We start from the raw sequence: 14528 nt of genomic DNA on the forward strand, positions 1-14528 counted from the left end.
CCCATGGCAACGCTCCGCCGCGCCCGGCGGAGCTCGTCGTTACGGGCTTGTCGAACGTCCGTGACCGAGTCACGGGGGCGATCCCGGACGCCGCCGCGGGTACCGACGACGGGCCGGCCCACCCGCCACCTGTCACGTGTCCATGACGACCGTCGGACGAACGCCCGACGGGTCGGACGAGGCCCCGGTCCGTCGGCGCGCGGACGAAGCGCCGGCGCACGTCCGGCCTGTGGGTGCCGAGGTTCATGTGCTCCCGCGCGACGCGGACCACACCACCGGTGGAGTGCTCGGCCGCCAGGAGGTTCAGCGCGGGGCGGGCGGTTCGCCCTCGAAACGGTCGGTTCCCTTGGTGAACGCGAGCGTCATCGGTCCTCGGTTGTCCCGGACCTCTCCGGGGCGCCACCGCGACCTCCCTGCGGTGCCACGTCCGCGAAGGCCGCCCCCGGGTCCCGCAACCGCGCGTGCAGGGCCCGGAACACGGCCGCCGAACGCACCCCCGGCCAGTCCGCCGGGAGCAGCGCTGCGGGCAGCCCGGGGTCGGCGTACGGAAGGTGCCGCCAGGAGTCCAGGGCCAGCAGATAGTCGCGGTACGCCTCCTGCGCAGGGGTGTCCTCGCGGCACTCCCAGTCACGCAGCACGGGCGCGTGCCGGTCGAGGAACGCCTCGTGCCGCTTGGCGAGCCCGGCCAGGTCCCACCACCGCGCCACGGCCTCGGCGGTCGCCGCGAACCCGAGGTGTTCGCCCCGGAACAGGTCCACGTACGGGTCGAGCCGCAGCCGGGTGAGGGTGTGCCGGGTCTCCTCGTGCAGCCGGGCCGGAGCTATCCACACGCCCGGGGCGGCCGTGCCGAAGCCGAGTCCGGCCAGCCGGGAGCGCAGCACGTGCCGTTTCTGCCGCTCCGACTCCGGCACCGAGAAGACGGCCAGGACCCAGCCCTCGTCCCGCTGGGCCGCCGGGGCGTGGATCCGCCGGTCGCTGTCGTCCAGGAGCCGCCGCGCGTCGCCCGACAGTTCGTATCCCGCCGCCCCCGTCGCCGTACGGGCCGGCACCAGCAGCCCGCGCCGTTTCAGCCGGGACACCGAGGAGCGGACGGAGGGGGCGTCGACCCCGATCGCCGCGAGCAGACGGATCAGTTCGGAGACGGGCACGGGACCCGGCACCGAACGGCCGTACGCGCCGTAGAAAGTGACGATGAGTGAACGTGGTGCGTGCTGTTCCGACACGTTGATCATTTTAGGTTGCCGGTATCGCCGCTGGTCACGCAGGGTGCGTCGCTTCCGTGGTGGTGCGGGAGCGGCTCAGGCGGCGGTCGCCAGCTCGCCGGGGGCCGGGCGGCGCGGGGCGATCACGCTGCCGTCGGGAAGGAGTTCACCGGTGTCGTCGAAGACGATCGCCCCGTTGCACAGCAGGTTCCAGCCCTGCTCGGGGTGGGCGGCGACGACGTGGGCGGCGTCGCGGTCCGTGCGGTCGATCGAGGGGCACAGGGGCTGGTGGGCACACATGGCGCACCTCCACGTCGTGGTGAGTGCCGGCGGCGAGTCACCGCCTCGCACCACAGACCATGCCCGCGCCGCGACCCCCTGACCACATGGTTCCGCGAGACGTGACAGCACCCGGACGTGCCGTGACAGGACGCGGACACTACGCCCCGGCGCGCGGGCCGCCGCCGGTAGTGAGGACGGCCGAACCGACGCGCCGACGCGGGGGTGACGATCACCGGCGCGCACCGGCCGGGCCGGTACCTCTGGAACCCCGTTCCGAGGAGGTATCCCATGCCCTTGCCCCCGGTCTTCTCGCAGGTCCCGCGCGTGCTCGGCGCCGCCGCCGGTGCCGCGGCGCTGCTGCTCGCCGCCGCCCCGTCCGCCGGCGCCGTCCATGATCCGACCGAGACGGTGACCATCGACCCCACCGGGTACGTCGCCCCGGACGGCACCCTCACCCTGTCCGGCACGTACCGCTGCCTCGGCGGCAGCGGCCCCGTGTTCGTCTCGTCCTCGCTCCGGCAGGGCGACAGCAGGGTCCGCAAGGGGGTCGGCGGGTCGTCGGCCGTCTGCGACGGCGCCGAGCACACCTGGACCAACACGGACCGGGCCGAGCCGGGCCGCTATCTGCCGGGCCCGGCAGAGGTGGAGGCCACCGTCACCGAGCTGTCGGGCGGCGGTCTGCCGCTGCCCCGGTTCCACGCGGTGCGGCAGCAGGACATCACCCTCGTCGAGGGCTGAGCCCGCGGCCGGGCGCGGCAGCACGAAGGCGGCTCCGGTGGCGGGTGGTCCACCGGAGCCGCCTTCCGCCTGCCGGGGGCCTGCTACTTGAGCAGGTGCACGCGCTGGGTCGTCAGGTCGTAACGGGCGCCGACGACGGCCACCTTGCCGGCCTTCAGCCGGGCGGCGATGTCGGGGTCGGCCACGACCTTGGAGCGGACGAGCCGGATGTTGGCGTCGATGGTCGCCGCGACCCGGGCGTCGCCGGTCACGCTGTGGTCGATGGCCGGAGCGATCTCGTCGGCGATGTACTGGATGCCGCTCGGCAGCTCCTCACCGCTCTCGTCCACCGCGACGGCGGCCTTCACGGCCCCGCAGGACTGGTGACCGAGCACCACGACCAGCGGGATGTTCAGTTCGAGCACGCCGTACTTGACGCTGCCGAGCACCGACTGGTCCAGCACCTCGCCCGCGCTGCGCACGGTCATCAGGTCGCCGAGGCCCTGGTCGAAGACCAGCTCCGGGGGGACACGGGAGTCGATGCAGCCGAGAACGAGGGCGAAGGGCTGCTGACCGTTCGTCAGGGCCTTGCGCAGGGCGTAACCCTCGTCCGGGTGCTGCTCGTGCAGGGTCCGCCAACGGCGGTTGCCCTGCGAGAGTTCCTTCAGCGCCTCGTCCGCCGTGCTCGGACGCTTGCGGGTGGGGGGCTCCACGTGCGCGGGGGCGGAGCGGGTGACGGGCTCGGCGTTCGCCGGGAAGGCGCCGACGGCGAGACCGCCGCCGACGACGGCGGTGCCGGCCAGTGCGGCGCGCAGGAGTGAGCGTCGGCCGCGAGGCTTCGCGTGGGATATCGGGGCGTCGGCGCCGGTGGCGGTCGCCTCGGCGGCATCGCCTCTGTGGGGTGCTGCGTCAGGATTCACGGGCAGGAACGTACGTCCGGCCTAAACGCTCAAATGTTCAAGATGCCGAATCATGGACGAGTGTTGATCAATCATGGCTGACCCTTGAATGATTCTTGGTCAGTTCAGTGCCGGTTTTTGGGCAGCTGGTCGCTTGCTGTTCAGTCCGCGCGACGGGAGCGCTCTCTCCTCCGGCCTCGGCCGGTGAGGCCCTCACGTCCGGTGCGCGAAGACCACCAGGTTCTCCGTGTAGTCCATGACCCTGCGGTCGTAGTCGCCCGCGCAGGTGATCAGCCGGACCTCCGGCCGGGAGGCGTCGGCGTACACCCGCTCGTCGGGGAAGTCGTCCTTCTCGAACGTCGCGACGTCGTCGACCACGAAGGACACCCGCTCGCGGTCGGCGCGTACGACGTGGAAGACGTCCCCCTTCCCCAGTTCGCCGAGCCCCGCGAAGACGGCCGGCGAGGTCTTCGTGTCGACGTGCCCGGCGATGATCGACGTGCCCGTCTCCCCGGGGGCGGCGCCCTCGGCGTGCCAGCCCACGAGGTTCACGTCGTCGGCGGGCGGAGCCTGCAACTGCCCGGAGCGGCCGACGTACAGGGGGACGAACGGGGCGCTCACCCGGATCTTCGGGATGAGCAGCCGGACCGGCCGGGACCCGCTCGCCCGCCCCGCCGGGGGCTCCGCGGGGCGGGCCTCCTCCTCGGCGGGGGCGGCCTGCGGGGCGTGCCGGGCGTTCGGTGGGCGGGAGGCATCGGCCGGGGAGTCCTCACCGCCGAACAGGCTCACCGCCAGGATCATCAGGCCCACGGCGCACACCGCGGTCAGGTTGACGCGGGCGCTGGGGCGGGTCGGCACCGGATCGGTGCCGGGAGGAGAAGGACGGGCTGCCATCGGACACCACCTCACCAGGTACGGCAGCGGAACGGACGGTCGGGCGGAGGGGGTCGGGGGACACGCCGGAACGCCGGCCGGGCCGCCACACGACACACGGTGTGGCGGCCGCGGCCGCTATCGCGCCAGGTATCGCGCCCGGCATGGGCTCAGGCCACGCTTCCGGCGGTCTTCCTGCGCCGCAGGGCGTACAGGCCCGTACCGGCCACCGCGAGGACGGCCATCCCGCCCGCGGTCACCGTGGGCGAGGCGAGCGCGCCGCCACCGGTGTGCATACCGCCGCGCGGCTTGTCGTGGTCGTCCTTCCAGGACCCCTCCTGCTCGTCCTTCCAGGAGCCCTTGTCCTGCTCGCCCTTCCACGACTCGTTGCCGTTCTCACCCTTCCAGGACTCCTTGTCCTGGCCCTCCTTCGTGGCCTCCTCCTTGTCCCAGCCCCCCGCGTGGGGCTTGGCGCCCCGCTCGGAGCCCCAGCCCTCCTCGGTGTTCAGCGAGGTCAGCGCACCGCCACCCGTGTGAACTCCGCCGCGCGGTCCGTCGTGGCTGCTGTCCTTGTCGTGCTCCTTGCTGTAGCCATGGTCCTCGTGGTCCCACGTGTCACCGTCGGCGTACGCGCCGGGTGCGGCGATGGCGAGGACGGCGCCGGCCGCCGCGGTGGCGAGAAGCATGCGAGCAGAACGCATCTGATGGTCCTTCCGTCACAGCCGGGCAGCTGGTGCTTCGTCAGCTGACTTGACCCGGCTCCGACGTGATCCACCGTCAGCCGGATCCCGTTCCGCCACCACTCGGGGCGCTCAGCCGGGTGAACCGCGGCGGCCGCCCGGCGCGGCTACTCCTCCCGTACGGAGTCCCCGAACGCCTCCAGGATCCGCTCGGCCGCCAGCGTGGCCGTCAGCTCACCGTCCCTGACCCGCTGTTCGAGGCCCGGGGTGAGGGAGCGGACGCCGGGGTGGGTGCGCAGCCGGCCGAGGAGTTCGTCGCGGACCATCGACCAGGTCCAGTCGACCTGCTGGTCCCGCCGCTTGGCGGCGAGGCGGCCGGTGGAGTCGAGGAGCGTGCGGTGCTGCTCCAGGCGCTCCCACACGGCGTCCAGACCGGTCGACTCACGGGCGCTGCAGCTCAGCACCGGCGGCGTCCAGGCCGCGTCCCTGCCGTGCATCAGCCGCAGGGCGCCCGCCAGCTCACGGGCCGCCGTACGGGCGTCGCGCTCGTGCGGGCCGTCCGCCTTGTTGACGGCGAGCACGTCGGCCAGCTCCAGGACGCCCTTCTTGATGCCCTGGAGCTGGTCGCCGGTGCGGGCGAGGGTGAGGAGGAGGAAGGAGTCGACCATGTTCGCGACGGCCGTCTCGGACTGGCCGACACCGACGGTCTCCACCAGCACCACGTCGTGGCCGGCCGCCTCCATCACCACGATCGACTCCCGGGTGGCCTTGGCGACCCCGCCGAGGGTCCCCGCGGTGGGGGAGGGCCGGACGAAGGCCGCCGGGTCGACGGCCAGGCGCTCCATCCGGGTCTTGTCGCCGAGGATCGAACCGCCGGTACGGCTCGACGACGGGTCCACCGCCAGCACCGCCACCCGGTGCCCGAGCGAGGTCAGCATCGTGCCGAACGCGTCGATGAACGTCGACTTGCCGACGCCCGGCACCCCGCTGACCCCGATCCGCCGCGCCCGGCCGCTGTGCGGGAGCAGCTCGGTCAGCAGTTTCTGTGCCAGAGCGCGGTGCTGGGGCCGGGTGGACTCGACGAGGGTGATGGCGCGTGCGACGACCGCCCGCTTCCCTCCGAGCACCCCCTCGACATAGGCGCCGACATCGATCACAGGTCGTGTCCGAGGTCGTGCGACAGCCTCTCCACCAGGTCGTACGCCGCGTCCGGGATCACCGTCCCGGGCGGGAACACGGCCGCCGCGCCCATCTCCAGGAGCGTGGGCACGTCCTGCGGCGGGATCACCCCGCCGACCACGATCATGATGTCCGCACGCCCCTCCTCGGCCAGCTGCTCCTTCAGCGCCGGTACGAGGGTGAGGTGGCCGGCCGCCAGCGAGGACACCCCGACGATGTGCACGTCCGCCTCGACGGCCTGCCGGGCCACCTCCGCCGGGGTCTGGAACAGCGGGCCGACGTCCACGTCGAAGCCCAGGTCGGCGAAGGCGGTCGCGATCACCTTCTGGCCCCGGTCGTGGCCGTCCTGGCCCATCTTGGCGACCAGGATGCGCGGCCGGCGGCCCTCGGCCTCGGCGAAGGAGTCCACCAGGCTCCGGGTGCGCTCCACGTTCGGGGACTCGCCTGCTTCGTTGCGGTACACGCCGGAAATCGTACGGATCTGGCTCGCGTGCCGGCCGTACACCTTCTCCAGGGCGTCGGAGATCTCGCCGACCGTGGCCTTGGCGCGGGCCGCCCGCACCGCCAGCTCCAGCAGGTTGCCCTCGCCGCCGGCGGCCCGGGTGAGCGCGTCCAGCGAGTCCTGGCACTCCCGCTCGTCGCGGTCCGCGCGCAGCCGGCGCAGCTTCTCGATCTGCTGGGCGCGGACGGAGGAGTTGTCGACCTTGAGGACGTCGATCTGCTCGTCGGTCTCGACGCGGTACTTGTTGACGCCGATGACCGGCTGCCGCCCCGAGTCGATCCGGGCCTGGGTGCGGGCCGCCGCCTCCTCCACGCGCATCTTGGGGATGCCCGCGTCGATGGCCTGGGCCATGCCGCCCGCCGCCTCGACCTCCTGGATGTGCTGCCAGGCCCTGCGGGCGAGGTCGTACGTCAGCTTCTCGACGTAGGCGCTGCCGCCCCAGGGGTCGATGACCCGGGTGGTGCCGGACTCCTGCTGGATGAGGAGCTGGGTGTTGCGGGCGATGCGCGCGGAGAAGTCGGTGGGCAGGGCCAGAGCCTCGTCGAGGGCGTTGGTGTGCAGCGACTGGGTGTGGCCCTGGGTGGCGGCCATCGCCTCCACGCACGTCCGCGTGACGTTGTTGAACACGTCCTGCGCGGTCAGCGACCAGCCCGAGGTCTGCGAATGGGTGCGCAGCGAGAGGGACTTGGCGTTCTGCGGGTCGAACTGCCTCACCAGCTTCGCCCACAGCAGGCGGGCCGCGCGCAGCTTGGCGATCTCCATGAAGAAGTTCATGCCGATCGCCCAGAAGAACGACAGCCGGGGCGCGAACGCGTCCACGTCCAGGCCGGCCTCCCGGCCCGCCCGGATGTACTCGACTCCGTCGGCGAGGGTGTACGCCAGCTCCAGGTCGGCCGTCGCACCCGCCTCCTGGATGTGGTAGCCGGAGATCGAGATGGAGTTGTAGCGCGGCATCCTCTGTGAGGTGAAGGCGAAGATGTCGGAGATGATCCGCATCGACGGCTTCGGCGGATAGATGTAGGTGTTGCGGACCATGAACTCCTTGAGGATGTCGTTCTGGATGGTCCCCGCCAGCTTCTCGGCCGGCACCCCCTGCTCCTCGGCCGCCACGATGTAGAGCGCGAGCACGGGCAGCACCGCGCCGTTCATCGTCATGGAGACGGTCATCCTGTCCAGCGGGATGCCGTCGAAGAGCTGCCGCATGTCGAGGATCGAGTCGATCGCCACGCCCGCCATGCCGACGTCACCCGTCACGCGCGGGTGGTCGCTGTCGTAGCCGCGGTGGGTCGGCAGGTCGAAGGCGACCGACAGGCCCTTCTGACCGGCCGCCAGGTTGCGCCGGTAGAAGGCGTTCGACTCCTCGGCGGTGGAGAAGCCCGCGTACTGGCGGATGGTCCACGGCTGGTTGACGTACATCGTCGGGTACGGGCCGCGCAGATACGGCGCCATGCCGGGGTAGGTGCCCAGGAAGTCCAGGCCCTCCAGGTCCTGCCCGGTGTACAGCGGCTTGACCGGGATGCCCTCCGGGGTCTCCCACAGCAGGTCGTCACCGCCCGCCGCGTTCTTCACCGCCGTACGCCACTCGTCGGCACCGCCGCCGACGGCCGGGGAACCCAGCTCGATCCCGGAGAAGTCGGGGACGGAGGGGACGGTCATCAGGACACTCCCATGCGGTCGAGGGCCGCGGACAGCACGGCCACGGCGTCGCAGCCCGCGAAGACGAAGGCGTCGACATCGGTGTACGGCCCGGGGCGGCCGGCGAGGAACACGTGCGCGGCACCGGCGGCCCTCAGCTCGGCCGCCACGGCCGAGGCGCGCTCCTCGTAGAGCGCGTCGCTGGAGCACAGGCAGACCTCGGTGGCGCCGCTCTCCTCGAACGTGCCCTCGGTGACGGGCTCGATGCCGCCCGCCTGGAAGAGGTTGGCGGCGAAGGTCGTCCGGGCGGTGTGCGCGGCGGCGGGGCCCAGGGACGCCAGGTGGATGCGGGGCCGGGATCCCGTCGCGGCGAGATGGGCGTCCGAGCGGGCGCGCAGCGCCTCGAACGCCTCGTCGCGGCTGACACGGGGGAGACCGCCGGACGGCGGCTCGGGCGCCGGTTCGCGGACGACCGGCTTCTCGGCCAGATGGGGGAACTCGCTGACTCCCGTGACGGGTTCACGCCGCTTGGCGAGCTTCGCGCTGCGGGCCGCCCAGGTCTCGGCGAGGCGCTCCCGTACGGCGCCGGAGCGCAGGGCCGCCGCCTGGCCGCCCGCGCGCTCGATCTCCTGGAAGAACTCCCAGCCCGCGTGGGCCAGTTCGTCCGTGAGCCGTTCCACGTACCAGGAGCCGCCCGCCGGGTCGATCACCCGGGCGAGGTGGGACTCCTCGACGAGGATGGTGGAGGTGTTGCGGGCGATCCGCCGGGCGAACGCGTCCGGCAGCCCGAGGGCGTGGTCGAAGGGCAGCACGGTGACGGAGTCGGCGCCGCCCGCCCCGGCGGCCAGCGTGGCGATGGTCGTGCGCAGCATGTTCACCCAGGGGTCGCGGCGCGTCATCATCACCGGCGAGGTCACCGCGTGCTGGACCTGCGCCCCGGCCGCCGGCGCCCCGCACACCTCGGCCACCCGGGCCCAGAGCCGCCGCGCCGCCCGCAGCTTGGCGATGGTCAGGAACTGGTCGGCCGTCGCCGCGTACCGGAACTCCAGCTGCGTACACGCCTGTTCGACGCGCAGCCCGGCCCCGGTCAGCTCCCGCAGATACGCGACACCGGTGGCCAGCGAGGCACCCAGCTCCTGGGCGGCCGAGCCACCGGCCTCGTGGTACGGCAGCGCGTCCACGGTCAGCGCCCGCAGCCCCGGGTACTCCTCGGCGCACCGGCGGGCGAGCCCGGCCACGGGCGCGAAGTCGTACGTCTGCCCGGTGCGGGCCTCGTGCCCCAGGGGGTCCGCGCCCAGGTTGCCGCGCGCCGCCTCCCCGGCGACGCCCCGCTCGGCGTACAGGCGCAGCAACTCCCGTGCCGCGGACTCCGTCTCGGCGCCCGCGTCCAGCACGACCGGCGCGAGGTCCAGATACACGCCGTCCAGGACCCGGCCGAGCGAGGACACCGGCAGACCGGTCTCGCCGAGCACCAGCCACAGGGAGGTGACGCCGTTCTCCAGGTCGGCGAGGACCGCGTCGCCGTCCGCCGCCGTGTGCCGCTGGCGTACGTCCCAGCCGCCGACGGTGTTGCCCGCGGCCCGGCCTCCTCGTACGAAGGGCGCGAAACCGGGGAGACCGGAAGGGGGCGCGATGTCGTGCGCTGTGTAGAGAGGACGGGTGCGCAGCCCGTCCTCCAGCGCGGTGGACAGGGCTTCCTCGGCCTGAGCGCCCTCGACGTCCTTGCCCGACTTGCGCAGCACGCCCGCAACGAGGCGCTGCCACTGCTCGTGGGTTGCGTCAGGGAACTCGGCGGCCAGCTCAAGCCCGTCGTCAGGCAGGACCGTCATGCTCGGATGCTAGGCCAGAGGCGCAAAGGAGCAGCAGGGGGCACGGCTGTGACCTTGCCCTCTCCGGAACGACCATGGACCGCCGCGCGGCCGTCGCCGGACCGGGGCTGAACGGGTCCCGGCCGTCCGCCGTACCTCGTGCCACGGCCCGTGCGCCCTCGACGGCACGGTCACCGGGCCGCCCGAGGACAGGAGCGACCCATGGCCGAGAAATACTTCACCGTGTCCGGAATGAGCTGCGACCACTGCGCCACGAGCGTCGCCGAGGAGGTCGCCGCGGTGCCCGGCGTCACCGAGGTCGACGTCGACGTGCGCGCCGGCCTGGTGACCGTACGCGGGGAGGCGGCCGACGACGCGGCCGTGCGCGCGGCGATCGTCGAGGCGGGCTACGAGGTGGCGGAGGTCGTACGGCGGGCCGCGGCCTGAGCCGGGAAGCAGTCCGTCAAAGGCCGCTGGCGGGAGGGCGGAACGACTGGTCGCCCGGGGCGAGTTCTCGATCGTCATCGCCGGCCTCGCCGTCGGCGTCGAGCCCCGCGTCGGTCCCCTCGCGACCGCGTACGTCCTCATCCTGGTCGTCCTCGGCCCCCTCACCGCCCGCTGGACGGAGCCCCTGGCCACCCGGCTCACGCGCCTCGCCCGTCGCGGACCGGCCGAGCCCGGCGGGCGCCGGCGACGCGGCCCGAATCCGACCCGGAGCCCACCGCCGAGGCGGTCCAGCGAACGCCTGACCCGCCGCGCGCCGAGGCGGTCCGGGCGAACGCCTGACCCCCCGGCCCGCCGCCCGCCGTGCCACGGGCGAGGGGAGCACATCGCCCTCGGCCTCGAACCGATCGGGGAGGACAGGAACCATGAACCTCAGTCGACCGGATGTGCCTGTCGGTTGCTGACCACTGATGCGATGGGGGACCGGATCGAGCCGATGATGCCGGCCGATCCGGTCCGCGGGCGGCGATGAGTGGATCTCCGCCGCACCCTGGAGGCCGGGACGCCCACGATCCCTCCGCGGCGCTGGTCGGTCGCGCGGTGCCGCTCGGCGAGGTGGGCAGCCACCGCCCGGTCCGGGGCGTCGCCGTCAACAGCCCCCGGCACACGCCCGATCGCCACGGCAGGCGACCGCCGCGGGCGCACGCCGACCGGACCGGCGTCAGTGAGTGCCACCGGCCCCGCCGTGAGCGCGGGTCGGGCATCGATCCGAGCCTGAGGCTCGGGTGGGCGACCTGGCCGGGGTCCGTAATGATCACCGAGCCCGCGCCCGCACCGCTACCTGCCCCTCACGCCGAAGACCCGTACGACCACGGGTCTTGAAGCCGCCCGGTTTCAGTCTGTGAATGTTCCTGCTTGCGAATTCTGCGCGAGCTATTGACGTTGATCACCGGATCCTTATCATCCAATTGCTCGACACTTCGACCCTTGTTCGGCATACCGGACATCGAGGGTCGCACCACACCGCCTTCGGACAGCCCCGGACGGGCCGAACCGGAGCCGCTTGCTCAAGGATGACGAGGTCCTTATGCACAGACGTAGTTTCAGCCGCAGACGCCCCTCCGCGGTGCTCGCCGCCGCGGTCGCGGCCCTGACCGCGCTGGCGGCGCTGCTCGTCGCCGGCCCGGCTCAGGCGGCCACCACCAGCGACGTGCGCGGTGTCGACTCCGGCAAGTGTCTCGATGTGTCGGGCTTCAGCCAGACCGACGGCGCGAACGTCCAGATCTGGGACTGCCACGGCGGAGTCAACCAGCAGTGGACACTGACGGACAGCAACCAGCTGACCGTGTACGGCAACAAGTGCCTGGATGTCCGGGGCGGCGCCACCACGTCCGGCACCCCGGTGCAGATCTGGAACTGCAACGGCAGTGACAACCAGCAGTGGCGGGTGAACACCGACGGCACGATCGTCGGCGTCCGGTCCGGGCTGTGCCTGGAGGTCGCCGGCTGGGGCAAGGCCAACGGCACGGCAGTGCAGATCTGGTCCTGCCACGGCGGCACCAACCAGAAGTGGACCGGCCTGTCCGGGACGAGCAACACGTGTGCCCTTCCGTCGACCTACCGGTGGACATCGACCGGCCCGCTGGCGCAGCCGGCGAACGGGCAGCTCGCGCTGAAGGACTTCACCACCGTGAAGTACAACGGCAAGAACCTGGTCTACGCAACCACCTCCGACGGAAAGAATTGGGGCTCGACGATGTTCAGTCCCTTCACGAACTGGTCGGACATGGGGGCGGCCACCCAGACCCCGATGAACGAGTCCGCGGTGGCGCCCGAACTGTTCTACTTCGCGCCCAAGAACATCTGGGTGATGGTGTCCCAGTGGAGCCAGTGGCCGCTCTACTACCGCACGTCCAGCGACCCCACCAACCCCAACGGCTGGTCCGCCAAGCAGCCGCTGTTCACCGGCACCCTTCCCCCGAACCCCGATCCGAACCGGAAGGATGCCCCGATCGACCCGACCATGATCGCCGACGGCCAGAACATGTACCTGTTCTTCGCCGCTGACAACGGCAGCATCTACCGGGCGAGCATGCCGATCGGGAACTTCCCCGGCAGCTTCGGCTCCTCGTTCACGACGGTCATGAGCGACACCGAGAAGAACCTGTTCGAGGCGCCGGAGGTCTACAAGGTCAAGGGCCAGAACCAGTACCTCATGATCGTCGAGGCTCGGGGCGCGAACGAGCAGCGCTTCTTCCGCTCGTTCACGGCCTCCAGCCTGAACGGTGCGTGGACCCCGCAGGCCGCCACGGAGAGCAACCCCTTCGCGGGCAAGGCCAACAGCGGTGCCACCTGGACCAACGACATCAGCCACGGTGACCTGGTCCGCGACAACCCCGACCAGACCATGACCATCGACCCCTGCAACCTGCAGTTCCTCTACCAGGGCAGAAACCCCACATCGAACGGCGCCCCCTACCTGGAACTGCCGTACCGGCCGGGCCTGCTCACCCTGCAGCGCTGACCCGCCTGATCCACGGTGATCGCGATGGGGTGCGGTCCGCCGACGCGTGGACGAGCGGTCTACGGCGTGGGTAACTCCACCTGCTGACCGACACTCACCGCCTTGAGGAACCCCAGCCGCGCGTCGGCTGGGGTTCCTCTCTTTCGTGGACTCTCATCCGACGCCCTCCTCGGCAGTCACCTGCCGATGCCCGACCTGGTACGCCGAGTGCGTGGTCCTCGGGCTCGGACCGGCCGGGCACCCCTTTCTCCTGGCTCCGGCCGAATGCGGGTGGGCCCGGCAGACGGGTGGAGTCCACCGAGACGGCCCAGCCCACGTCGTCTAGATCCGACGCCACCACTGGTGCAGGGCCCTTCACACCGGAGGGCCCTGCACCACGCCCGCAGCGGACAACGGACAGAACGAAACGCCATCCGTGCCCCTGTCTCCGGCCGTGACCGCGGAGTCCGGTCACCCTGCAGGGCACGCCGCTGAGGGCCGGGCTTTCGAAGCTCCGTCAGCTCGGAGTGTGCACTTGTCCAGGTGTGTCGGCCGTGCGGTCGCCGACCTGTGCGGTGAGGAGGGTTGCCCGCGCCGTCTCACGTCGAAGTGCGTGGGTGATGGCGCGCGCCTCGATGCCCGCCTGGCGAAGGACACCCGTGAGGGGATTGCTGTATCCGGCGAAGTACAGGCGCGGGGCCGCGGGATGGGTCCGTGCCCCCACGGCGAGGGGTTGCCCGGCTTCGTCGAGTACGCCCAGAGAGCCGACCAGGTCGTGCAGGCCGGGCCGGTAGCCGGTGGCTGCGATGACCGTGTCGGGTCGCAGTCGGGTGCCGTCGGCCAGTAACACGTCGGGGCCGTCGAACGCCTGGACGGCAGCGACCGGCTCGACGCGCCCGGACCGGACGGCGTCCACGAAGCCGTGGTCGAGCACGGGGTTGACACCTTCGCGGACATTGCGGGTGTACAGACCCGTGCGGGGCCGCGGCAGTCCCCGTGAGGTCAGGTCGGGCACCGCGAGACGCTGCGTGAGCAGGGAGGTGCGGTCGCGCCACGCGAGCGGGAGGGCCTCCGTCAGTCGGCCGACCGCATGCCATCGGGCGCTGGAGCGGGGCAGGATGTTGGGCGGGGTACGGACCGCGATCCGTACCCGTGCGCCTCCGGCCCCGGCCAGGACACTCGCGATCTCGGTTCCGCTGTTGCCGGCGCCGACCACCAGGACATGCTGCCCGCGGTAGGGGGCCGCAGAGCGGTAGTGGGCCGAGTGCAGCAGCGTGCCGGTGAAGGTCGAACGCCCGGGCCACTGGGGGAGGTCCGGGGTGTGGCAGCGGCCGGTGGCCACCACCACCGCACCCGTGGGCACCGGACCGTCGGGGGTGCGGACCAGCCACCGGGTGCCCGAAGCGGTCTCGGCCCGTTCGATGCGTTGCGCCGGGGTGCTCACCCGGACGTCGAGTCGGTGATGGGTGACGTAGTCCTTCAGGTATCGCACATAGTCGTCCCGGCTCACCCATGGGCCCGCCTGGCGCGGCACCGGCAGGCCGGGGAGTTTCGAGGTGCCGGGGGTGGTGTGCAGTCTCAGATGGTCATAGCGCTGCGCCCAGCTCGCTCCGACTCGGTCCGACCGTTCCAAAATCACGGCCGGTACTCCGGACCGGCGCAGTAGCGCGGCGGCCGCCAGGCCGTGGGGACCGGCTCCGATCACGATCGTGGGCGGGTGGAAGTCTGGCTGTGGTGTCGCGGGCATCGGCCTCTACAACGACAGACCGCGGCTCACGTCACGTTCGACCCGACGGCACGAGCC

The 14528-nt window shown here is 72.0% G+C and carries 12 protein-coding genes and 2 pseudogenes; 4 read left to right on the forward strand and 10 right to left on the reverse strand.

The window, feature by feature from the left end; all coding sequences use genetic code 11:
- Positions 1-362: 362 nt before the first annotated feature.
- Together ACZ6BB_RS00840 and ACZ6BB_RS00845 are read right to left on the reverse strand one after the other, a co-directional pair.
- Positions 363-1232, reverse strand: a complete 870-nt coding sequence (locus ACZ6BB_RS00840; RefSeq protein WP_471613188.1) for a PaaX family transcriptional regulator — start codon at positions 1230-1232, stop codon at positions 363-365.
- A 66-nt stretch (positions 1233-1298) separates the two neighbouring features.
- Positions 1299-1502, reverse strand: coding sequence for a DUF5999 family protein (locus ACZ6BB_RS00845; protein WP_059079662.1), 204 nt, complete (start codon positions 1500-1502; stop codon positions 1299-1301).
- A 270-nt stretch (positions 1503-1772) separates the two neighbouring features.
- On the opposite strand from ACZ6BB_RS00845, the gene ACZ6BB_RS00850 reads away from it, so the two are divergent.
- On the forward strand, positions 1773-2222 hold the full coding sequence (locus ACZ6BB_RS00850) for a DUF6299 family protein (protein ID WP_471613189.1): 450 nt from the start codon (positions 1773-1775) through the stop codon (positions 2220-2222).
- Positions 2223-2305: 83 nt separating this feature from the next.
- Here the strand turns inward: ACZ6BB_RS00850 and ACZ6BB_RS00855 are convergent, their stop codons facing one another.
- From ACZ6BB_RS00855 to ACZ6BB_RS00880, 6 genes are all read right to left on the reverse strand, one after another.
- Positions 2306-3121, reverse strand: coding sequence for a carbonic anhydrase (locus ACZ6BB_RS00855; RefSeq protein ID WP_471613190.1), 816 nt, complete (start codon positions 3119-3121; stop codon positions 2306-2308).
- Between the two features lie 192 nt (positions 3122-3313).
- Complete coding sequence (locus ACZ6BB_RS00860; RefSeq protein ID WP_471613191.1) at positions 3314-3994, reverse strand: class F sortase; 681 nt, start codon at positions 3992-3994, stop codon at positions 3314-3316.
- A 149-nt stretch (positions 3995-4143) separates the two neighbouring features.
- The gene (locus ACZ6BB_RS00865; protein ID WP_471613192.1) at positions 4144-4674 is read right to left on the reverse strand and encodes a hypothetical protein; all 531 of its coding nucleotides are present in this window, start codon (positions 4672-4674) and stop codon (positions 4144-4146) included.
- Positions 4675-4820: 146 nt separating this feature from the next.
- Positions 4821-5810, reverse strand: a complete 990-nt coding sequence (meaB, locus tag ACZ6BB_RS00870) for a methylmalonyl Co-A mutase-associated GTPase MeaB (RefSeq protein WP_471613193.1) — start codon at positions 5808-5810, stop codon at positions 4821-4823.
- The gene (gene scpA, locus ACZ6BB_RS00875; protein ID WP_471613194.1) at positions 5807-7990 is read right to left on the reverse strand and encodes a methylmalonyl-CoA mutase; all 2184 of its coding nucleotides are present in this window, start codon (positions 7988-7990) and stop codon (positions 5807-5809) included. The genes meaB and scpA overlap by 4 nt, the downstream gene beginning before the upstream one ends.
- On the reverse strand, positions 7990-9798 hold the full coding sequence (locus ACZ6BB_RS00880; protein WP_471613195.1) for a methylmalonyl-CoA mutase family protein: 1809 nt from the start codon (positions 9796-9798) through the stop codon (positions 7990-7992). Before ACZ6BB_RS00880 ends, scpA begins: the two co-directional genes overlap by 1 nt.
- 201 nt (positions 9799-9999) lie before the next feature.
- On the opposite strand from ACZ6BB_RS00880, the gene ACZ6BB_RS00885 reads away from it, so the two are divergent.
- From ACZ6BB_RS00885 to ACZ6BB_RS00895, 3 genes and pseudogenes are all read left to right on the forward strand, one after another.
- Positions 10000-10224: a heavy-metal-associated domain-containing protein gene (locus ACZ6BB_RS00885; RefSeq protein WP_471613196.1), complete on the forward strand. Its 225-nt coding sequence runs from the start codon at positions 10000-10002 to the stop codon at positions 10222-10224.
- Positions 10225-10242: 18 nt separating this feature from the next.
- Positions 10243-10753 (forward strand): annotated as a pseudogene (locus tag ACZ6BB_RS00890) (hypothetical protein); the annotation flags it as partial.
- Positions 10754-11308: 555 nt separating this feature from the next.
- Positions 11309-12745: a non-reducing end alpha-L-arabinofuranosidase family hydrolase gene (locus ACZ6BB_RS00895; RefSeq protein WP_471613197.1), complete on the forward strand. Its 1437-nt coding sequence runs from the start codon at positions 11309-11311 to the stop codon at positions 12743-12745.
- Between the two features lie 145 nt (positions 12746-12890).
- Here ACZ6BB_RS00895 and ACZ6BB_RS00900 read toward each other — a convergent pair.
- Positions 12891-13079 (reverse strand): annotated as a pseudogene (locus ACZ6BB_RS00900) (IS5 family transposase); the annotation flags it as partial.
- A 162-nt stretch (positions 13080-13241) separates the two neighbouring features.
- A complete protein-coding gene (locus tag ACZ6BB_RS00905) occupies positions 13242-14471 on the reverse strand; it encodes a flavin-containing monooxygenase (RefSeq protein ID WP_471613198.1) in 1230 nt (409 codons plus the stop codon).
- Positions 14472-14528: the final 57 nt, after the last annotated feature.

The organism is Streptomyces sp. NPDC041108 (assembly GCF_055592645.1).